A 20,272-nucleotide genomic window follows, 5' to 3' on the forward strand; every position below is an offset into this window, starting at 1 on the left:
GCGCTGGGCCCATCGTGCGCGAGGAAACGAACATGCCGTGGTGGGGATGGATGGTGACGGGCACCTTGCTGTTTGGCGCCGAGATGCTCGGCGTGTCAGCGCAGTTCTACCTGGTATTCATCGGCGCGGCGGCGATCGTGGTCGGCCTGCTGGGCGTGGCCGGCGTGGCGCTGCCGGAATGGGCGCAATGGATCAGCTTCGCGGCGCTGGCGCTGACCATGATGGCGCTGTTCCGCGCGCGCCTGTACGACAAGTTCAAGGGCGCCGACGGCAATGTCGAAGAACGCCTGATCCTCGGCGATCGTATCGCCGTGCCCGAGCGCCTCGCGCCCGGCGCGAGTTGTCGCGTCGAATACCGCGGCACCACCTGGAGCGCGCGCAACACCGACAGCGCGCCCATCGAGGCCGGCGTCGAAGCCGAAGTGTGGGAAACCACCGGCCTCACGCTGCACATCCGCAATCCGCGCTGACTTCACCGCAGGAGCTCCCATGGAAACCATCTACGTCGTTCTGACCATCGCCATCCTGGTCATCATCGTCATCGCCAAGACCGCCACCATCGTGCCGCAGCAGAGTGGCTACGTGGTCGAGAACCTCGGCCGTTACAGCCGCACCCTGCATGCGGGCTTTCACATCCTGGTGCCATTCGTGGAACGCATCGCCTATCGGTTGAACCTGAAGGAAGAGGCGCTCGATATCCCCGAGCAGGTGTGCATCACCAAGGACAACGTGCAGGTCGGCGTGGACGGCATCCTGTACATGCAGGTGCTGGAAGCGAACAAGGCGTCCTACGGCATCACCAATTACAAGTTCGCCTTGATCCAGCTCGCGCAGACCACCCTGCGCAGCGAGATAGGCAAGATTGATCTCGACCGCACCTTCGAGGAACGCGCCACCATCAACGGCAACGTGGTCAGCGAGCTAGACAAGGCTTCCGAGCCATGGGGCGTGAAAGTGCTGCGCTACGAGATCCGCAACATCAACCCGCCGCACGACGTGTTGACCGCGATGGAAAAGCAGATGCGCGCCGAGCGCGAGAAGCGCGCGGTGGTGCTGGCCTCGGAAGGCGAGCGCGACGCCGCCATCAACCAGGCCGAGGGCGAGAAGCAACGCGTGATCAAGGCTTCGGAGGCCAGCAAGCAACAGCAGATCAACGAAGCGGAAGGCCAGGCGGCGGCCATCATGTCCATCGCGAGTGCGACGGCGGAAGGCCTGCGCAGCGTCGCCAATGCGCTCGGCAGCGACGGCGGCTCCCAGGCCATGCAGTTGCGCATCGCCGAGCAGTACATCCGGGAATTCGGTCAGCTGGCGCGGGACGCCAAGGGCACCTTGATCGTGCCGGCCAATCTTGCCGACATCTCGTCGATGATCAGCGTGGCGACCAGTGTGATAGCGGCCGGCAAGACTGAAGCGCCGGCGGTGACGACGACGCGCGGCTAGCGTCGCGCGTCGTCGTGGGTCTGAGGCTCAAGCCTGCTTGGGCTTGCCGATCACGATGTGGCGGGTGCCCTTCACGCCGCGACGGTTGTTCATTTCCTTGGCCAGCGCCGAGGCATGCACCATGACGGCATCCTTGCTGCCGATATGGAAACCGGTAATGGGCGCGTAGCCGCCTTCGATCACGTAGCGATAGCCACTCGGGCCGGCCTGGTCCAGTTTGCACTTTTCGAGCTTGGTGACGTGGTAGATGGCCGGCGGGGTGCCCGATGCGCTGTCCAGCTTGGCCTCGTCAATTTTCGGAATCGCACTCATGCTTGGTCTCCATCTGCGGCGCACCGCCTGCAGGCACACGGCAGCGTGGCTCTGGGCGGTGCAGGAACACCCGCGCGTACACGCGGGCAGGCATGCGGCTCTGTGGCCGACTCGTGCGGGGTGTTAGAGATCAGAAATCAAAGAGGCAAGCTCAGCTCGGTGAGTTTGGGCACTTCTTTTTTATATCTATCGACTCCCCTGCGTGCTGAACACTAACACGCGAAATCGGGGCCGGCCAGCGCGAAAAAAGCCTTGTGGAGGGGCGTGATCCGCACCACAAGGCCAAGGCGATTTCTCGGTGTTTACGCCACGTCTTCGTCGCGCACGAAACGGTCGAGAACGTTCTTCGTGAGGCGGGCGACATCGTTGTCACCGTTGTTCCAGGGCAGGGCCTGACCCCAGGCAATCGAGCCGGTCGAGAACACCGCGCCGCCAGCGCGACTCTTGAACAGGGTCATGTCGGCCCGGATCTGGAAGTCCTGGGTACCGCCCATGCCGGGCAGGTTGAACATCACTTCCTCGCCGACGTGGGGATAGTTGTCGGAGTGGCCGCTGGAGGCCGCCAGCAGGAAGGTGTCGGGCGGCGTGCCCCACATGAGATCGTAGCGATCCAGCTCGAGGCCGGCGGCGCCGCCCAAGGCCAGGCCGTGATCGCCGAACTTCTCGCCCACCCCTTCGAAGATGTAGGAGACGCGCGGATCGTAGGAATCCGGCAGGCGCCGGTAGGGCTTGCACTCGTCCATGCCTTCGCTGGTGAAGCCCACGCCCATGGATTTCTGCGGCGCGCGGCCGCGGTCGCGCCAGATGCCGCTCTTCTCGCCGGTCGAGGCCAGGTAGTACTCGCCGGGCGCCGCCTGCCAGGCGCGCGAGCCGGAATTGAGCTTGCGCACTTCCATGCACCAGGGCTCGTCGGGGCGGAAACCCACCACCCAGTAATAGCCGTTGGCGCCGAGGTACATCACGCGCCCACCCCGGGCCAGGTACTGGTCGGTGGCGTCCATCATGCGCTCCGAGTAGTACTCGGAGTGCGTGCCGTTCAGCACCACGTTGTACGGCGCAAGCAGGGCCGCGCCCTCGCGGTCGAGATCCTCGTCGGTGATGACGTCGAAGTCGTGCCCGCACTGCTCCAGCCACCAGACGATGGACATGTCGGCCGCGAACTGCCACGGCACGCCGGTCGCCGCCATGCGGTGACGCGGGCGCAGGCCCATGATCGGGCGCCGGTAGGAGGTGTAGCAGACGCCCGCGCCGTCGGCATGGTGGTCATAGGTCGAGGCGCCGAACTCGGGATGGGCGCCGAGGAAATAGTCGTCGTCGTGCAGGATGAGGCCGTGACCGGTGATGGCTTCCACCACGCCCGGGTCGCCCAGCACGAAACGCTCGTTGGCGTAGGCGAGGTAGCTCGCGGTCGGCATCAGCATCGCGACCTTGGCGGTCGCGGTGGTGGGGCGCACGAAGAACGTGACGTGGTCCTCGACGCCGCCGCCGCGCAGGCGCGCCGCGTACACGCCGCTCTTGAGATCCGCCGGCACCGTCCAGCGGAAAGTCGGCTGCCAGCGGCAATCGATGATCGCGTCGTCGTTGAAATAGATGCCGCCGTACTGCGCCGGCGCCAGGCGGAAGCAATCGTCCTTGCCGCGCCAGTTCCAGCCGGTCATGGCGCGCACCGGGCGGTTGTAACCCTGGCCGTGCAACCCATGGGGGCCGGTGTCGACCACGCGGTCGCCGATGCCATCGTCGGTGTAGCCGGCGCTGGTATCCCAGTAGGCGACCGTGCTGGCGCCCTGCGGCGCCTGGCCTTCCTTGAGGCGTGTGAGCTCGGCCAAGCCCAGCGCGCCGGCCTGGATGCCGGGGCGGTCCAGCTTGCCGTTGAACAGGCCCACCACCACCGGACCGTGGCCCGCGCGCTGGTCATGGAAGCCCGCCAGCAGCAGATCGACGCCGGCCGCTTGTGGCGTCAACGCCAGTGCACCAGCGACGCGCGTGCCGTCGTCCAACTCGAGCAGCGGGCTCAAATGACTGTTGTAGGCGTTGACCACCGCCTCCTGGTAGAGCTCGACCGTGCCCTTCTCGGCATCGAAGGCCGCCGCCACGAAGTACCAGATGCGCGGCGTGAGCGCCCGCTCGCTGGCCACCTCGTGCACCGCCTGGCCGTCACCGGCCCAGAACGACAGGCAGCCGTTCTCGTTGAGGCCGAGGCCATAGCCGCGACGGCTGGCCGCATCGAACTGCGTGACCAGGCCCGCCCTGCCCTTGCCGGGCGTGGTCGCCCACACGAAGGCATGCACGGTGAAACTGCCGGCCGGCGTCAGGCGCCCTGCCGGGTCGGCGACACGCACGAAACTGCCGGTCTGGGTGAACTGGGTCGTGAGCGCGACCGTGCCGTTCATGCTGGCCGCCACTTCGCGTTCGACGAAGCCCGGTCCGCCGGGCGCCATGTCGCCGTGGATGAGACGCACGAGCTGCACCTGGGCTTCGGCGACGCCTTCGGCGCTGACCATGAATTGCACGCTCTCGCCCGCACGTACCGAGAGGCTGTCGACGTAACCGGTGATGAAAGGGGTGTTGGCCATTACTTGGCTCCTGTGCTGCGCATGAGATCTTCGAGGTTGCGCAGGAACACCGCGTGCAAGGCCTCGTTCTGGTCGGTGTAGACGACATCATCCACCGGCGTCGGCTCGGAGCCTTCGCTGACCGGCAGGCGGATGACCTGGAATTCGCGACACGGCACGCGCGAGTACAAGGCATAGGCCGGCGCGCGGCGGAACATGTTCAAGAGCCGCATGAGCGTATCGCTGTGCTGCCCCAAGGGCCGGCGGCGGTGTTCTTCGATGAGGTCTTCGGTGATCAAGGGCCGCATCTCGGCCCGGAGTTCTTCGGTGAAGCGCGCATAGACGAGCAGCTGGCGATCGGCCGGCAAGGCGGTGGTGGTCATGGTTCCCCCGGAGCAGTGAAGCAAAGGGCGAGTATAACCGCGTGTTTCAGTCGACCTGTAGGTGCGAATTCATTCGCACATTCACCGCTGCTCCCCGACGCTCGCGCCATGCATGGATGTGCGAATGAATTCGCACCTACGTCTGACACCCGGTCGAACAATCAAAACGTCGGCGCTGTCGGCAGCAGTGCTTCCAGGTCTTTCACCGCGCGATCGCAGGCCGGTGCGGCGCTAGGCATCTCGAGTTTGTCGAGGAGATCCATCTTGCGCCCTTCGGCCTTGGCGCTGACCAGGTCGATCAGCGGCCGGCAGGCGTCTTCCATCGCCTCTTCGGCGCGCAGCAGGCGCGCGTCCGATGCGAGGCCTTCGTTGCCGAGGCCGACGTCGGCGCGAATCAAGCGGTCGACCACGCGGTTCTGACGGCGAAACACCGTTTCCGCGTAGGCCTTGAACTCGGCCTTGCTCATGGTTTGCGTGCGCCCGTCGGGATAGCGCACTTCGACCTGCGTGCAGGCGCCGAGCAGCACGGCCGTCGCCAGGCCAGCGCATTGCGTGATTCGCCGCCGGATTGCCATTACCCGTCACCATCGCCCGCGCGTCGTCATTTCGAGTATAGGTGAGCGTTGTGACGTTGCGTCACGCAAAAGCGTGAACCACGGCCTCCTGTGCGGCGTCGAGTTGCGCGATCAGCGAACCGGCGGCGGCGAGCTGACCGCGGGCGCGCGCCAGGTTGTGTGCGCCGCGCGAATCGTAACGGCTGGCGTCCCAACCGAAATAGCTCTCTTCCAGCGCATCGACCAGGAAACGCACCGCGAGCTCGAGATGGATCTCGAGCGTGGCGGGCACCATGGCGGCGATTTCCCCGGCGCTGACGAAGGCGCGTGCGACGCGCCCGTAGCCATGCATCGCGGCCGTGAACAGCGGCAGTTCGAAACGCGCCAGCGGGTCGTCCTCGCGGCGCGGATTGCACCATGATCGCATGGCATCGCCGAGTTCCAGCGGCAAGGCCATGGGCGCAAGCGTGTCGAGGTCGACCAGGCACAGCGCGTGCGTGCCGGCCGCATCGAACAACAGGTTGGAGATCTTGGGATCGCCGTGCACGAGCCGCGGCGCGGTGGCGGCGGGCGCCGCATGCGCGCCGCGCAGGGCGTCGATGTCATCGCAGGCCACGCGCACCTCGCCGCCGAGGCGATGGTCGCCGGCCACGCCCAGCGCCGCGTCGAGACGCGCTCGATGGCGCGCGAAGTCGTGGATGGGTGCGCGCTCGATGCGCAGCGCATGGGGGAAATCGACGAGCGCGGCATGGAAGCGCGCCAGCAGTTCGCCGGCCGCCTGGGCCTGGGCCGGCGTGTCGAGGAAATCGAAGGCGCGACCCTCCACCCAGGTCATCACGCGCCAGCGCCCACCCGCGTGCTCGACGGCCAAGGCATCGTCACGGGTGCGTACGAGTTGCGGCGTCAGCATGCCGCGCGCGGCGAGATGGGCACACACCGCTTCGATGTTGTGATTGACGCCCGCGCCGAACACCGGGTGCAGGCGCTGCAAGGCGTAATGCCGGCCATCGCGGGTCGTGACCTTCAAGGTCAGGTTGACCAGGCCCTGGGTGATGTGCGCGATGTGCGTGACATCGAGCGCGTAATGCGTGAGCACGGCGTCGGCGGCGCTGCGCCAGGAGGACGGATCTGCGGCTGTCACCTGCGGGGAATTCCTCGTTGCGCGCTACGGCGCCGGTTCGATGATCGACCTTGCCCCACGCCGCGAGTGCAAGTGCGCTTGCCCATCGCGCCTGGCGCGCTTCACGCCTGGCGCAGCGCGTGGAGCTCGCGCTCGAGCTCGGCGATGCGCGCGTGGGCGGCGTCGCGCTCGCGTGCCACGCGCGCGGTCTCGGCCAGCGCCTCGAAGGAGGCCTGCTCGGCGCGGCTGGCGCGTTCCAGGGCGAGGCTGCGCTGTGCCGACATCAACTGCTCGCGGCGCGAAGGCCCGAACACGCGCGCCCACCAGCCGTCTTCCTCGGCGGCCGCGCCGCGCGCGCTGTCGTCGACTTCGAACTCGGCGCGCAGCGCCGTGAATTCGTCGCGTGCGAGATGCACTTCGCCGGCGGTCTTCAAGGCATCCAGCACCGCGCTTTCGTGATCGGCGGTAAATTCTTCCGGTGGTGTGGCGCGCGCGATGGCGAGCAGCGCGCGCGCCTCGTGAAAGCCCGCCGCGCCTTCCTCAAAGCTGACTTCCATGGCCGATCCTCGTGCTCAGAGTTTGCCGAAAGTGAGATCGGCCGCGGCGAAATCGCCTTCGCTCGCGCTGCTGCACACCACCGCCACGCGGCCGCTGCCGGGCGCCAGGTAACGGGCCGCCACCGCGCGCAGGGCCGCGTGATCGGCGGCCAGCACGCGCGCGCGGAAACGCTCACGAAACGCATCGTCGCGGCCGTACAGCGCATTGGTGAAGGCGCGCTCGCACTCGCCGGCCGGTGAACGCGGCTGATCGAGCGCGCGTATGGTGCCGAGCACCGCTTCCTCGAGGCGCTGCTTGTCGTCGTCCTCTTCGAACCACGCCAAGGCCCTGTCGAAATCGTTTAAGGTCGCCAGCGCGCGCGGGTCGCGATAGGAATAAAAGCGGAAGGTCGCGCTGTCGGTGTCGTAGCTCGCGCCGGAACCATAGGCGCCGCCCTTCTCGCGGATCTCGCCGTGCAGGAAGCCATCCTGCAGGTAGCGGCCAAGCACCGCGAGCAGCGGCGCGTCGGCGTGATCCTCGGCAACCGCGGCGTAGGCCTTGGCGGAGAAATTGACCTGCGAATTGATCAGCCAGCCATTGCACGGCGAGCCCGCGGCGATGCGCGCGACGAACGGCGCGCACAGCGGCAGGCGCGGTGCGCCGACACCCGCCGCCAGCGGCGCGGCGCCGTCCAGCACCGTTGCGTCGCCGAACAGCGCCACGCGTCGCGGCGCATGGCGCAGCTTGCCGCGTATCGACGCGAACAGCGCAAACAGCCTCGCGAGGGTGGCGTCATCCTCGGCCGCCGCCAGTTCTTTCAGGATGTGATGGGCGGCAGGACCATCCCACAGGTCATCCAGCGCGGCGCCGTCCGAAAAGCCGCGCGCGGCGCTGATCACGGCCAGCTGATGCCCGCGATCGGTGAGCGACTGTTCGGCTTCGGCGCGCGACTGCAGCAGCAATTCGCGCAGGTGTTCGACTTCATCGAAACGCACGCCGTCGAGCATTTCGTTGACGATGGCGATGACCTCGTCGCGCTTGCGCGCGAGACCCTTGCCGGTGATCACGAACCAGCCGCGCAGCGCGCCGCCGGCCACCGGCGCGCGCGCCATGGTGTTGGTACCGAAGCTGCCGGACAGCGCGCGGCGTGTCTGCACCGCCAGGTAATCCTCGTCGCCGTGTCCGAACTCGGTCAGGTATTCCGACAGCAGCGGCAACACGCGCAGTTCATCGGCCGAGAGATCCGGCAGGTCGTACACCAGCTGCATGCGGAAAATGCCGTTGGCCGCGCAATCGTAGCGATGCACTTCGACGCCCTGGTGGCTGCTGAGCACGGCGCGCGGCGCCGGCGTCGGCGCCGGCACGTCGGCCAGCGTCACGCGCGGCAGCACGTCCGGATCGTCCACGCGCGCCTGGCGCTCACGCAGCGCCGCGGCCTGCGCCAGCAGCGTGGCGCGCGCGTCTTCATTCATGTGGCTGGCCAACGCTTCGAGGCGCGCGAGCTCGATCGCTTCGTCGTGCTCGGCCTTGGCCGCGTCGGGCGCCATGCTCACCCGCACGCGATGCAGGTTGCCCAGCAACAGGCGCCGCACCAGGCCGGCCACGAAGCCCGGCGCGCGGATGTCGCGGCGCAGGCTGTCCAGCACCCGGTCGAGTTCCAGCAGGCGCGCCGGGTCGCGGCGATACATGGCCGCCGGCATCACGCGGCCCATCAGCTGCAGGCCGAAAGGATAGCTGCCGCCGCCGATGTCACGCTGCGCCATCTCGATGCGGTCAAGCACCGCGTCGAGCGTCGCGCCATCGACGCCCTCGCGCGCCACGCGCTCCAGCACTTCAATGATGCCGCGCTCCAGCGCATCGGCATGTTGGAGATCGCTGCCCTCCACGCCACATACGAACACCAGTTGGCGCGCCGAGTCATCCACCCCGCACAGTTCCGACGGCGCATCGGCGAGTTCGGTGGTTTCGAGGAAATGACGCAGCGGCGAGGCGCTGTGTTCGAGCAGGATCGATGACAGCAGGTGCGCCTGCACGACGTCGTCGGGCTCAGCCGCTTCGCCCAACAGCCACGCCCACACGATGTGCGTGGCGCGCTCGTCCTCCTGTTCGGCCGCGTAACGCACCTCGACGCTGCGCGGCGCGCTGAACGGCGTCTGCAAAGGGCTCATGATGATGCCTTCGGGACGCGTGAAGCGCGCCAGCACCAGTTCGGCGATATGACGTTGATGCTCGCTCTCGGGAAAGCTGCCATAGGTCATGAACACCGCGTTGCCGGGGTGATAGTGACGGGCATGGAAATCGCGCAGCGCGGCGTGCGTGAGATCGGGGATCGCGAGCGGCTCGCCGCCGCTGTTGTGGCGATAAACCGTGTCCGGAAACAGCGCGGCGTGCAGGTGATGGTAGAGCTGCGCGAGCGGCGAGCTCATCGCCCCCTTCATCTCGTTGTAGACCACGCCGTGGAATTCCAGCGGTGGTTCGTCGGCCGCCTGTTCGTCGCGCAGTTCGAGACGCCAGCCCTCCTGCGCGAAATCGAGCGGATGCAGGTTCGGAAAGAACACCGCATCGAGATAGACCTTGAGCAGGTTGTCAAAGTCCTTGCGGTTCTGTGTCGCGAACGGGTAGGCGGTGCTGTCGCTGCTGGTGAAGGCGTTCATGAACGTATTCAAGGAACGGCGCAGCATCATGAAGAACGGGTCGCGCACCGGGTAGCGTTGGCTGCCGCACAGGGTGGTGTGCTCGAGGATGTGGGCAACGCCGCTCGAATCCTGCGGCAAGGTCGGCAGCACCACCATGAAGGCGTTGTTGGCGTCGTTGCAGGCGAAATGCAGGTGGCGGGCACCGGTGGCGGCATGCTGGTACTGGCGCAGCTCCATGCCCAGCGAGCCGATCTCGGTGGTGGCGGTCAATTCAAAAGCGGGTGTGGACATCGTTACTCGGTCGCCTGTGCAGGGCATGTCAGGATGTTGGGGCGGCGCGCCTTCACGCGATACGCGTCAGCGCGGCGCGCAGTTCAGTCAGGGACGCGATCTCGGCCTGGGGCCGCAGGTAATCGTCGGGCCATGGCTCGCCGTCGCGGTTCAACCACACGCTCGCCAGGGCCGCGCGCCGCGCGCCCTCGATATCGTACAGCGGCTGATCGCCGACGTGCACCGCGCGCGCCGCCGGCACGCCGACGCGCGCCAGGGCCACTTCGAACATGCGCGGATCGGGCTTCTGCACGCCGGCCTCGGCGGGCGAGATGCAAAAAGCGAAATAGGGACTGACGCCGGCCACTTCAAGGTCGGCGTTGCCATTGGTGAGCGCCACCAGCACGTGGTCACGCGCGAGGTCGGCCAGCGTCGGCAGCACATCGTCGAACAGCGTCACCACGCTGCGCTCGCGCACGAACAGGGCGATGCCGGGCTCGGCCAGCGCCGGATCGTAGTCGTAGGCGGCAAGTTGTTCGCGCAGCGCCAGCAGGCGCAAGGCGGTGAAGTCGTGCGCGACCTCGGGATGGGTCTTGGCGAGTTGCCAGCGCCAGTGGCGCAGGGATTCGTTGTCGTGCGCGGCGGCGAGGCGCGGCGCGTGCTCGGTGATCCAGGCATGCTGGAGCTGTTCGGCGCGCAGCAGCGCCGGGCGCGCGTCCCACAGGGTGTCGTCGAGATCGAAGGTAATCACTTCAAACATCGTGGCCGCTCTTGGCGCTGTTGAATAATCCATGCGACGTCGGGTGGCGGCTATACTTGCGCACCGGCCGAAATGAAGGAACCGTCCATGCCATCGTTTGATGTCGTCTCTGAAGTCGACAAACACGAACTCACCAACGCTGTCGACCAGGCCAATCGCGAGGTCGGACAGCGCTTCGATTTCAAGGGCAGCAAGGCACGGGTCGAGCGCGACGAGTACAAGTTGACCATCATCGCCGATGGTGAGTTTCAAGCCAAGCAACTGTTGGAAATCTTGCAGACCCGGCTGGCCAAACGCGGTATCGACATCGATTGCCTGGAGGTCGGCGACTTCGCCTCGAACATCGCCGAAACGCGCCTGCCGGTGACCGTGCGCGAGGGCGTGGACGCCGACACCGGACGCAAGCTCAACAAGCTCATCAAGGACAGCAAGATCAAGGTCACCTCGCAGATGCAGCAGAACCAGCTGCGCGTGACCGGCAAGAACCGCGACGATTTGCAGGCGGTGATTGCCCTCATCAGGAACGCCAAGCTCGGCGTGCCGTTTCAGTTCACCAATTTCCGCGATTGAGGCGGGCCGTGCGGCAGAGCGAACAACGCTTGCGCTGCCCCTATTGCGGCGAGCGCATCAGCATGCTGGTCGACCCGTCGGAAGCCGGCCAGGATTACATTGAGGATTGTGAGGTTTGCTGCCGTCCGATCTCCTTGCACGTCGAGGTCGATGACGATGAACGGGTGCGCCTGGTGGCACGCCGTGGCGATGACTGAAGCGCGGCCCGGGCGCGGAGCAGCGCGCGCATGAGCGTCGCGGAGTTATCGCTGCTGTTCGGCGGCGGCCTCGTGATCGGCCTGTGGTGGTGGAGCATGCAGGCCCACGACCGCGTCGATTTCATCAGCCGCGAGGTGTGCAAGGATCTCGACGTGCAACGCCTCGACGAAGCGGTGTCGCTGCGACGCCTGGGCTTGGCCCGTACCGAGTACGGAGTCATGCTGGAACGGGTGTTCCGCTTCGAATTCAGCGTCAATGGCGCCGACCGGCGCCGCGGCGAGATCTGTCTGCACGGCGAGCTGCCGCGCTGGGTGCATCTCGACCACCCCGACGGCGACATCCATATCGACCTGTCGGCGCGGCGCTGAATCAGCGCTGCCGGCGCAGGCGCCGGCTCAATCGGGTTCGCCGCGCCGGAGTTTGTCCGCCAGTTCGTTGATCAAGGCCTGGTCATGGGCCTTGGCCGCGGCGCGCACCGCCTGTGCACGCTGCTTGATGCGGTCGAGCTGGGCGCGCTGGCTGGCCAGGATGCTGCGCTGCATATCGCTGTTCTCGTTGTCCTGCTGCTCCTGGAGCCACTCGTCGAGTTCGCTCTTCAGATCGGCGCGCACGCGTTCTTCGTGCACGCGATGGGCGGCCAGGTCGCCGGCTGAAGCGACCGCCGCGGCCTGCGCGTCGGCCTGGGCGCGCTCGCTGGCGGCGATCTGCGCGGCCACGTGGCGCGCCTGCTCTTCGAGTCGATGCAGGTTGCTGTCGACCGCGCGCGCATCGGGGCCGGCGCGGTCGGGGCCGCGCTTGAGTTCGGCGATTTCGCTTTCGATTTCACGTTGCTGCTGCACGGCCGCCTGCTTCTCGCGCTGCGCGAGCTCCAGCGCCAGGCGCAGGCGTCGCGCGTCGGCTTCCAGGCGTTCGCGCTCGAAGCGCATCTCGGCCTCTTCCTGCATGCGCTTGCGCGCATGGGCGTCCTTGAACTCGGAGACGATTTTTTCGGCTTCGGCGGCCGCCGCGCGGCGCGCCGCTTCGGCGGCTTCGCGTTCGCGGCGCGCGCGCTCGAGTTCAGCGGCATTGCGCGCCAGCTCTTCTTCGAGCTGGCGGCGCTCGGTCTGCACCTTGTGGCGCAGTTCTTCGCGCAGCTTGGTCTCGAGCGCGAGCTGCTGTTGCTCGCGCATTTCAGCTTCGCGCGCGCTGACCTGCTGCACTTCCTCGAGACGACGCTGGTAATCGCGCGCTTCGGCCAGCCGCACGCGCGATTCCTCGGCCTGCTGGCGCACACGTTCCTGTTCTTCGCGCAGACGCACTTCGGCATCGGCCTTCTGGCTCTGCAGGCGCTTCAGTTCCTCGGCCTGCCAGGCATAGCTTTCGCGCAGCTTGCGCTCTTCTTCCTGCAGGCGCCGCTCCATTTCCGCGCGCACCTGTTCGACGCGCTCGCGCTGCGCTTCGCGCTCGGCCTGCACGGCGGCGTCGGCCTCGGCCTTGGCCCGTTCGATCTCGGCCTTGATGCGCTGCGCCTCGGCCAGTTCACGGCGCGCGGCTTCCGCCACCGCGGCTTCCGTCTCGGCACGCGCCCGCTCGAGTTGTTCGCGCACGCGTTGCGCTTCGGCCGCTTCCCTGGCGGCGGCCTCGGCGGCGGCTTCGGCGGCGGCGACGCGCGCGGCTTCGAGTTCCGCTTTCAGGCGCTCGGCCTCGGCCATTTCGCGATCGGCGGCGGCGCGCGCGGCGGCGGCGGCCTCGGCGCGCGCCTGCTCGAGGGCTTCGCGCATGCGTTCGGCGTCCGCACGCTCACGCTCGACGGCCGCCGCGGCCAGCGCTTCGGCGGCGGCGCGCGCGCGGTCAATCTCGGCCTTGAGGCGCTCCGCCTCGGCCTGGTCGCGCGCCGCGTTGGCGGCGGCCTCGGCCTCGGCCTGGGCCCGTGCGCGCTCGAATTCTTCCTTCATGCGTTGCGTCTGCAGCGCTTCGCGCTCGGCGGCGGCGGACGCGGCGGCGGCGGCCGCTTCGGCCTGCGCGCGGGCGCGCTCCAGTTCTTCCTTCAGTCGCTGCGCTTCCTGGGCCTCGCGCTCGGCGGCAGCGACGGCAGCGGCTTCGACTTCGGCGCGCGCCCGTTCCAGTTCTTCCTTGAGACGCTGGGCTTCCAGGGTCTCGCGTTCGGCGGCGGCGCGCGCGGCGGCAGCGGCGGCCTCAGCCTCGGCGCGGGTGCGCTCGATCTCGGCCTTGAGACGCGAGGTCTCGGCCTGGTCACGCTCGGCATGGGCGGCGGCAGAGGCCTCCACTTCGGCACGCGCGCGCTCGAGTTCGTCCTTGAGGCGCCGCGCTTCCCGGGCTTCGCGGGCGGCAGCGTCGGCGGCCGCCGTGGCGGCGGCTTCGGCTTCGAGGCGCGCACGTTCGATTTCGGCGCGCAGGCGGTCGGTCTCGGCCTGGTCACGCGCGGCATGGGCGGCGGCGGCGGCCTCGGCCTCGGCGCGCACGCGCTCGAGTTCATCCTTGAGGCGCTGCGCTTCCAGGGTTTCGCGCTGGGCGGCGGCGACCGCGGCGGCGGCGGCGGCCTCCGCTTCCTGGCGCGCGTGCTCGACCTCGGCCTTGATGCGGTCGCTGTCGGCCTGGTCGCGCGCGGCATGGGCGGCGGCGGCGGCCTCGGCCTCGGCGCGGGCTTTTTCCAATTCTTCCTCGAGGCGGCGCGCTTCGGCCGCATCGCGCTGCGCGGCGGCGACGGCGGCCGCCTGCGCCTCGCTGCGCGCCTGTTCGATTTCAGCCTTGAGTCGCTGCGCTTCGGCCAGTTCACGGCGCGCCACTTCGGCGGCGGCCTGGATGCGCTTTTTCTCGGCGCGCAGTTTTTCCGCCGCGCGGCGCTCGACTTCCGCGCGCTGCCGCTGCATCTCGGCCGCGACCCGCTGGCGCTCCGCTTCAATTTTCTTTTCGGCCTCGCGTTCCGCCTCGCGGCGCGCCTTTTCGGTGGCGATGCGCAAGGCCTCGGCAGCCTCCGCGTGCACGGTCGGGTCGCGTGGCACGCCGGCCGCCGCCGCGCTGGCGTCGGCGATGCGCATGTCGTTGATGGCCATCTCGACGCGTAGCGCCGCCGACTGCACCGCCGGATCGGCGATCCGCTCCTCATCGGTCTGGTGCGAGGTCGGCACCGGCACCACCGACAGGCCGACGGGCGCGAGGGCGTCGTCGTGCAGGGTCATGTCGAGTTCGTCGTCGGCCGGGGCGGCGGGCGCGACAACCCGCGGCGCTTCGCTCTGCGCTTCGTAGCGCATCAGGCCGCCTTCGAGGTAATGCACGTCGAATCCGCGTTCGGCGAGCAGGAATGCCGCCACCGCGCTGCGCGTGCCGGTGTCGCAATAGACCACGTAGGTCAAGTTGGTATCGAGTCGACCGGAATGCATGCGCAACGTATTGAGCGGGTAGTTGACGCCGCCCTGGATACCGTCGCGCTGGAACTCCTCGGGAAAACGCACGTCCAGCCATACCGCCGGCTTGGTGGCCAGTATCGCCTCGCCTTCCTTGCGCGTGACGCCGCTCAGGAGCGGCTTCTGGATGAGTTCGACGAACGCTTCCTTGGGCAGGCGCACCAGTTGCCCGTCGCACAGCATGCGCACGCTGGCATTGCGGTTCGAGCCGGCCACCAGCGCTTCTTCACCGAAGGTATCGCCGGGCCCGATCAGGGCCAGGCGGTAGCCGGGCGCGCTGGGGCCGGCGCTGCGCAGCACCTCGCAGCGGCCCTGGGCAATGATGTAGTAGTAGTCGCCGGGTTCGCCCTGGGTGACGACGGTGTCGCCTTCCTGCACGTCGACTTCTTCGAACAGGCTGAAGATGCGGTGGATGTTCGATGCCGGCAGGTGCGAGAACAGCTTGGACTGCAGCATGCGCGTCATCCAGTCGCCGTCTTCCTCGTCGCCCGATTCGAACTCGTCGACCTGTACCGAGCAGTAGCTGCCGGCGCTGCCGGCGCCGTCGGCGGCCTGCAGGCGATCGATGAGGTCACGCGCCACGCGCATCACGCTGACCTCGGTTTCGGCACGGGCCGTCATCTTGCGCGGCTGCAGCTGGGCGACGGCGTGGGCGGCCGCGGGCGTGCCGCCCGTCAGGCGTTGCACGACCTGGCCACCGCTGCGCAATTCCAGGCGTCCCTCGAGCAGGTAGATGGCAAAGGCGTCGCGGTCGCCTTCCTTGAACAGGATGTCACCGCGCCGATAGCGCAGCACCTCGGCCTGGTCCATGACCTGGGCGCGGCTGGCCGCGCCGAGGGAGGCCATCGGCACCAACCCGTCCACGAGGCTTTCAAATTTAGATTCCACTGCCGACATCAGGGTCACGCATTGGCGCTGGGCGCTGGGCTTTTATAGGTATGGCTTGGGCCGACGACGTGGTCGCTCCCGCAGACTGGCTCAAGCCTATCGCTACAGCGGCCGAGCTTCATGATCGGTCCAATGCAAGTGTGAATGCCGTCACGAGAAGCGACACCCGCGCCTTCGGTTTTGTGACGGGAGTGAGATTGTGAAGACTTGCCAGGCGGGACCCGGCATGGGCTCATGGTCAGGCGCGGCGGCAGCCCCGCTTGCAGGGCCGGTGCCGCCGGTGCGCGCCCGCGTCGCGAATGAATCGGCGTAGAATGCGGCGAGGTCAGCCAGTCCAGGAAGCGAGCCGTGGTCAGCGAGGAGACAAAGTCCGTACAACGCCGCATCCTGGAGTTGCAGACCGAGCATCGGGACCTGGACGAAGTGGTCAACACGCTCTCCAATCGTATCGACGTGGACCAGCTCCTCCTGCGACGCATGAAAAAGCGCAAGTTGCAGCTCAAGGACCAGATAGCCCGCTTGAAGAGCCAGCTCATCCCCGACCTTGACGCCTGATTTGCGCCCGGGAAGGGAAATTTCAGCAGCAAACTCCTCATGGCCGTCGACCTAGAATCACTCAAATCCCGCTTCAGTTATCTGGTTCCGCTCAACAAGCTGCCGGCTGACCGCCAGGCGCGGCTGCTGGCTCAATCGGAAGTGATTGAGCTGCGCAAGAAAGACATCCTGTTCAGGCAGGGTGACCGAGACGACTTCACCTTCTACGTGCTCGAGGGCGAACTGGAGATGTTCGCCGACGAATCCCTCATCAAGCGCGTTAGCGGCGGCGACGGCGCATCCTTTCAGCCCTTGGCGCAGCTTCAGCCCCGACAGATGACGGCCGTCGCAAAATCCAAGGCCAGCGTGCTGTGCGTGCGCCGTTCGCTGCTCGAACAATTGCTGAGCCTCGACACCCCCGACAGCGACGACGCCCTGCCCGGCGGCGTGGAAGTGGAGGAAATGGAGGCCGCACAGGACCCCGACTGGCTCATGACGCTACTGCAGTCGGAGCTGTTCACCCGCATCCCGCCGTCGAATATCCAAGGCCTGCTCGATACGCTCGAACCGATACAGGTGCAGGCCGGCGAGGAAATCATCAAGCAGGGCGAACCGGGCGAGTACTACTTCGCGCTGCAGCGCGGCACCTGCGAAGTAGTGCGCAAGGGCAGTAACCAGCGCGAGATCCGACTCGCCGAACTCGGCCCCGGCGACACCTTCGGCGAAGAGGCATTGATCTCGGGCGCGCGGCGCAATGCCACGGTGCGCATGACCTCCGACGGCGAACTGGCGCGCCTGACCAAGGCCGATTTCACGCGCCTCATCAAGGCGCCGCTGTTGACCGCCGTCAGCCGCGCCGAGGCCGAGGCCAGGGTCGCGACCGGCGCGCGCTGGCTGGACGTGCGCTTCGAGGACGAGCACCGCCATAACGGTCTGCCCGGCAGTCTGAACATCCCCCTCGGCGTACTGCGTACGCGGGCCGACGAGCTCGATGCCGGCGCCAGCTACGTGGCCTACTGCGACAGCGGCGGGCGCAGCTCCGCGGCGGCGTTCCTGCTCGCCGAGCGTGGCTTCGACGTGTGTTACGTCGAGGGTGGCGCGGTCGACGAACCGGCCGCGGCGACCGCCAGCCCGACCGCCCCCGCCGCGGCGGCCAGCGCCGAGCCGGGCGCGACAACAAGCCCGGCACCACCGCCCGCCGCCGCGCCGGTGGTGTCGGCCACGGCGCCGGTGGTGACCGCCGCGCCGCCGCCCGCGGACCTCATGCTGGAAGCCGCGGCGCGCGCCTCGTCGCTCGGCGCCGAGGTCGCCAAGGCCGACCTCACCATCGAACAGGCGCAGAAGATGATGGCCGAGGCCCAGGCCATGAAGGCCGAGGCCGAGCGCTACGTGGCCGAAAAACTCGAGCGCGAGCGTGCACGCCTGGACAATGAACTGGCGGCGCTGCAAACCAAGGTCGCCGAGGCCGAAGGCCTGAAGGCCGCGCTCGGCGCGCGCGAACAGGCGGCGCTCGCCGAAGTCGCGCGCCAACAGGCCGAGGCGGCGGCGCGCGAACAGGCCGCGCGCGCCGAGCTCGAACGCCGCCAGGCCGAGGCCGTCGCGCAGGAGCAGGCGCTGCGGGCCGAAATCGAGCGTCGCCAGGCCGAGGTCGCCGCCCGCGAACAGGCCACCCGCGCCGAGCTCGAGCGCCAGCAGGCCGAGGCCCAGGCGCGCGAACAGGCCGCCCGTAGCGAACTCGAACGGCTGCAGGCCGAAGCCAACCAGCGTGAACAGGCGGCCCGCACGGAACTCGAGCGCCTGCGCGCCGAAGCCGCCGCCCGCGAGCAGGCGGCACGCGCCGAGCTCGAACGTCAGCAGGCCGAAGTGGCGGCCCGCGAGCAGGCCAGCCGTGAAGCGCTGGCGCGTCAGCAAGCGGAGATGGCCGCCCAGGCCCGCGCCCAGGAACTGCAGTTCGAGGCGCGCACGGTCGACCTGCACAAACGCATGGAGGACGAGGCGCGACGCTTGAACGAGCGTCTCGCCGACGCCGAGCGCGTGCGCGCCGAACTCGCCGACCAGCAACGCGAAGCGCAGCAGGCCGAAGCCGCGCGCCAGCGCCTGGCCGAGGAACAGGCGCGCATCCAGCAGGAGGCGACCGAACTCCAGCACAAGCTCGCCGAAGTCGAACAACTGAAGGTCACGCTCGAGCGCCAGCAGCGCGCCAGCGAAGTCGAAGCCGCCAGCCGTCAACGCTTGCAGGAACAGCAGCAGCGCATGGAACAGGAGGCCGCGCTGCTGAACACGCGCCTCGCCGAGGCCGAGAAGCTCAAGGCCACGCTGCTCGAACAACAGGCGCTCGCCGAACGCGAAGTGGCGCGCGAGCACGAAGAAGTCGATCAACGGCTGGCCGCGCTGGAAGAAGTCGCCGCCGCGCGCCTGCGCGAGGAAGAGCGGCGTCTGGCCGAGCTCTACCAGCAGCAGGCCGACCGCCTCGAATCATTGCAGGCCGGGCGCGAAGCGGAATTGCGCGACGCCTTGCGCAAGGAGCTCGCCGCCGAGCGCGGCAAGTTCGAACTGGCGGTCTCGCGCGCCACCGCCGAGCTCGAGCGTGCGCGCGAGGAGCGCGCCGCCGCCATCGCCGCCAAGGAGGCGACCGCCGCCGAAGCGCGACGCATGATCGAGGACTACAAACGACAGCAGCAGGCCTTGCTGGCCGAACAGCAGACGCTGTTTGCGCGCGAACGCGAAAAGCTGCGTGCCGAAGCGCAACGCATCGACACGCTCAAGGCCGAGGCGGTACGCGTGCGCAAGGAAGCCGAAGCCTACAAGGCCGCCGCCGAACAGGAACTCGCGCAGGCGCGTCAGCGCCAGGCCGCCACCGACAACGCCGCCGCGCGTCGCGAAATCGACGACGCCATCAGCGAGATCCAGGAACGTGCCTCGGCCGCCAACCGTGAGCTCAACCAGGCCATCGAGGCCGAGACCGCCATCGTCACCGCCGCGGAAGAACACGAGGACGAGCTCGAACGCACCTACAACACCGCGACCGAAATCAACCAGCTCCTGCACAAGGAACTGAAGGATTGGATAGGCGAGCACGAAGAAGCGCAGGACTCCCATCTGCAGCGCGAGATCCTTTCGCGCCAGAAAGAAATGGTGGAACGCATCCGCGCGCGGGCAGCGGCCGCCAAGGCCGAGCAGAAACAGAATGCGCAGAACATGCTGGACGAAATCCAGCAGCAGCTCGTAAAGGCCAAATCGCAGTAGTCGACGCCAGCCTCAGGGCGTGCCGCCCGGCACGCCGCCATTCGCGAGTTGCGCACGCAAGGCTTCGTAACGTTGGCGCGCCGCCGCGAGGCCCGCGTCGTCGAGTTGACCGCGCACCATGTCGGCATTGACCTCGGCCACCGACAAGCCGCCTTGCGCCGCGAGGCGAAACCATGCCCATGCTTCCCGCATGTCGGCGTCGACGCCGTCACCATTCATATAACAGGCGCCGAGCGCATTTTGCGCGACCGGCAGTCCGGCGCGCGCGGCGCGGGTCCACAGCTTGATACTGGCGGCGACGTCGCGCGGCACGCCACCCTGGCCGCGACGATAGAGAATACCGAGATCGTAGGCCGCGCGACTGTCGCCGCCGTTGGCGGCGGTTTCCCACCAGCTGCGCGCCTTGCCGAAATCACGGGCGACGCCCATGCCGCGAAAATACATGAGCCCCAGTTCGTGCGCGGCGCGCATGTCGCCTTGGCGCGCGGCCCGCTCGAACCAATCACGCGCCTGGTCCACGTCCGCTGCCACGCCCTCGCCACGCAGGTACAGCAATGCAAGATTGTGCTGCGCCTTGTTCATGCCTTGCTGGGCGGCGCGTCGATACCATTGCGCGGCCTTGTCCGCATCGGCTATCACCCCCCACCCTTTCTGGTAAGCAACGCCGACATAGAACTGCGCCTGCGCGTCGCCCTGGCTCGCCAGGGGCTGCAAGTGACTCAAGGCCAGGCCGTAGTCACCACTGCGAAACGCGGCGACGCCGGCATCGAGATCGGCGCGCGCCATGACGCTGGCCATCACCCCCAGAAGGGTGGCGCATGCCAGCGCCGCCATGCGCGCGGACCGCCGTGGCGATGATTGAATCCTG

General features: G+C 68.0%; 17 protein-coding genes. 7 read left to right on the forward strand and 10 right to left on the reverse strand.

Going from position 1 to position 20,272, the window contains the following annotated elements; genetic code table 11:
- Positions 1 to 32 precede the first annotated feature (32 nt).
- A complete protein-coding gene (locus tag IPM80_19910) occupies positions 33 to 470 on the forward strand; it encodes an NfeD family protein (protein MBK8960617.1) in 438 nt (145 codons plus the stop codon).
- A gap of 19 nt (positions 471 to 489) precedes the next feature.
- Positions 490 to 1,440 (forward strand): paraslipin, encoded by a 951-nt coding sequence (locus IPM80_19915; GenBank protein ID MBK8960618.1) that lies wholly within the window; start codon positions 490 to 492, stop codon positions 1,438 to 1,440.
- Positions 1,441 to 1,467: 27 nt separating this feature from the next.
- On the opposite strand, the gene IPM80_19920 is transcribed toward IPM80_19915, so the two are convergent.
- From IPM80_19920 to IPM80_19955, 8 genes are all read right to left on the reverse strand, one after another.
- Positions 1,468 to 1,752 carry a hypothetical protein gene (locus IPM80_19920; GenBank protein MBK8960619.1) on the reverse strand — a complete coding sequence of 95 codons (285 nt, stop codon included), beginning with the start codon at positions 1,750 to 1,752 and terminating at the stop codon, positions 1,468 to 1,470.
- Between the two features lie 302 nt (positions 1,753 to 2,054).
- Positions 2,055 to 4,325 (reverse strand): LamG domain-containing protein, encoded by a 2,271-nt coding sequence (locus tag IPM80_19925; protein MBK8960620.1) that lies wholly within the window; start codon positions 4,323 to 4,325, stop codon positions 2,055 to 2,057.
- A complete protein-coding gene (locus IPM80_19930; GenBank protein ID MBK8960621.1) occupies positions 4,325 to 4,687 on the reverse strand; it encodes a hypothetical protein in 363 nt (120 codons plus the stop codon). Before IPM80_19930 ends, IPM80_19925 begins: the two co-directional genes overlap by 1 nt.
- Positions 4,688 to 4,848: 161 nt before the next feature.
- The gene (locus IPM80_19935; protein MBK8960622.1) at positions 4,849 to 5,214 is read right to left on the reverse strand and encodes a hypothetical protein; all 366 of its coding nucleotides are present in this window, start codon (positions 5,212 to 5,214) and stop codon (positions 4,849 to 4,851) included.
- 109 nt (positions 5,215 to 5,323) lie between these two features.
- Positions 5,324 to 6,382: a phosphotransferase gene (locus IPM80_19940; GenBank protein ID MBK8960623.1), complete on the reverse strand. Its 1,059-nt coding sequence runs from the start codon at positions 6,380 to 6,382 to the stop codon at positions 5,324 to 5,326.
- A 101-nt stretch (positions 6,383 to 6,483) separates the two neighbouring features.
- Positions 6,484 to 6,918 carry a hypothetical protein gene (locus IPM80_19945; GenBank protein ID MBK8960624.1) on the reverse strand — a complete coding sequence of 145 codons (435 nt, stop codon included), beginning with the start codon at positions 6,916 to 6,918 and terminating at the stop codon, positions 6,484 to 6,486.
- Positions 6,919 to 6,933: 15 nt separating this feature from the next.
- A complete protein-coding gene (locus IPM80_19950) occupies positions 6,934 to 9,825 on the reverse strand; it encodes an insulinase family protein (GenBank protein ID MBK8960625.1) in 2,892 nt (963 codons plus the stop codon).
- A 52-nt stretch (positions 9,826 to 9,877) separates the two neighbouring features.
- Positions 9,878 to 10,564 carry an HAD family hydrolase gene (locus IPM80_19955; GenBank protein ID MBK8960626.1) on the reverse strand — a complete coding sequence of 229 codons (687 nt, stop codon included), beginning with the start codon at positions 10,562 to 10,564 and terminating at the stop codon, positions 9,878 to 9,880.
- Positions 10,565 to 10,651: 87 nt separating this feature from the next.
- Between IPM80_19955 and IPM80_19960 the strand changes: the two genes are divergently transcribed.
- From IPM80_19960 to IPM80_19970, 3 genes are all read left to right on the forward strand, one after another.
- On the forward strand, positions 10,652 to 11,134 hold the full coding sequence (locus IPM80_19960) for a YajQ family cyclic di-GMP-binding protein (protein ID MBK8960627.1): 483 nt from the start codon (positions 10,652 to 10,654) through the stop codon (positions 11,132 to 11,134).
- Positions 11,135 to 11,196: 62 nt separating this feature from the next.
- The gene (locus IPM80_19965) at positions 11,197 to 11,331 is read left to right on the forward strand and encodes a CPXCG motif-containing cysteine-rich protein (GenBank protein ID MBK8960628.1); all 135 of its coding nucleotides are present in this window, start codon (positions 11,197 to 11,199) and stop codon (positions 11,329 to 11,331) included.
- A gap of 30 nt (positions 11,332 to 11,361) precedes the next feature.
- Positions 11,362 to 11,700 carry a DUF3301 domain-containing protein gene (locus IPM80_19970; protein MBK8960629.1) on the forward strand — a complete coding sequence of 113 codons (339 nt, stop codon included), beginning with the start codon at positions 11,362 to 11,364 and terminating at the stop codon, positions 11,698 to 11,700.
- A gap of 27 nt (positions 11,701 to 11,727) precedes the next feature.
- Here IPM80_19970 and IPM80_19975 read toward each other — a convergent pair whose 3' ends face one another.
- A complete protein-coding gene (locus IPM80_19975) occupies positions 11,728 to 15,588 on the reverse strand; it encodes a cyclic nucleotide-binding domain-containing protein (GenBank protein MBK8960630.1) in 3,861 nt (1,286 codons plus the stop codon).
- A gap of 384 nt (positions 15,589 to 15,972) precedes the next feature.
- Between IPM80_19975 and IPM80_19980 the strand changes: the two genes are divergently transcribed.
- Positions 15,973 to 16,179 (forward strand): YdcH family protein, encoded by a 207-nt coding sequence (locus tag IPM80_19980; protein ID MBK8960631.1) that lies wholly within the window; start codon positions 15,973 to 15,975, stop codon positions 16,177 to 16,179.
- Positions 16,180 to 16,218: 39 nt separating this feature from the next.
- Entirely contained in the window at positions 16,219 to 19,404 is a 3,186-nt protein-coding gene (locus IPM80_19985; protein MBK8960632.1) for a cyclic nucleotide-binding domain-containing protein, read from the forward strand.
- Between the two features lie 12 nt (positions 19,405 to 19,416).
- Here IPM80_19985 and IPM80_19990 read toward each other — a convergent pair whose 3' ends face one another.
- A complete protein-coding gene (locus tag IPM80_19990) occupies positions 19,417 to 20,238 on the reverse strand; it encodes a sel1 repeat family protein (GenBank protein MBK8960633.1) in 822 nt (273 codons plus the stop codon).
- Positions 20,239 to 20,272: the final 34 nt, after the last annotated feature.

This window comes from Pseudomonadota bacterium (assembly GCA_016719885.1).
Classification (GTDB): Bacteria; Pseudomonadota; Gammaproteobacteria.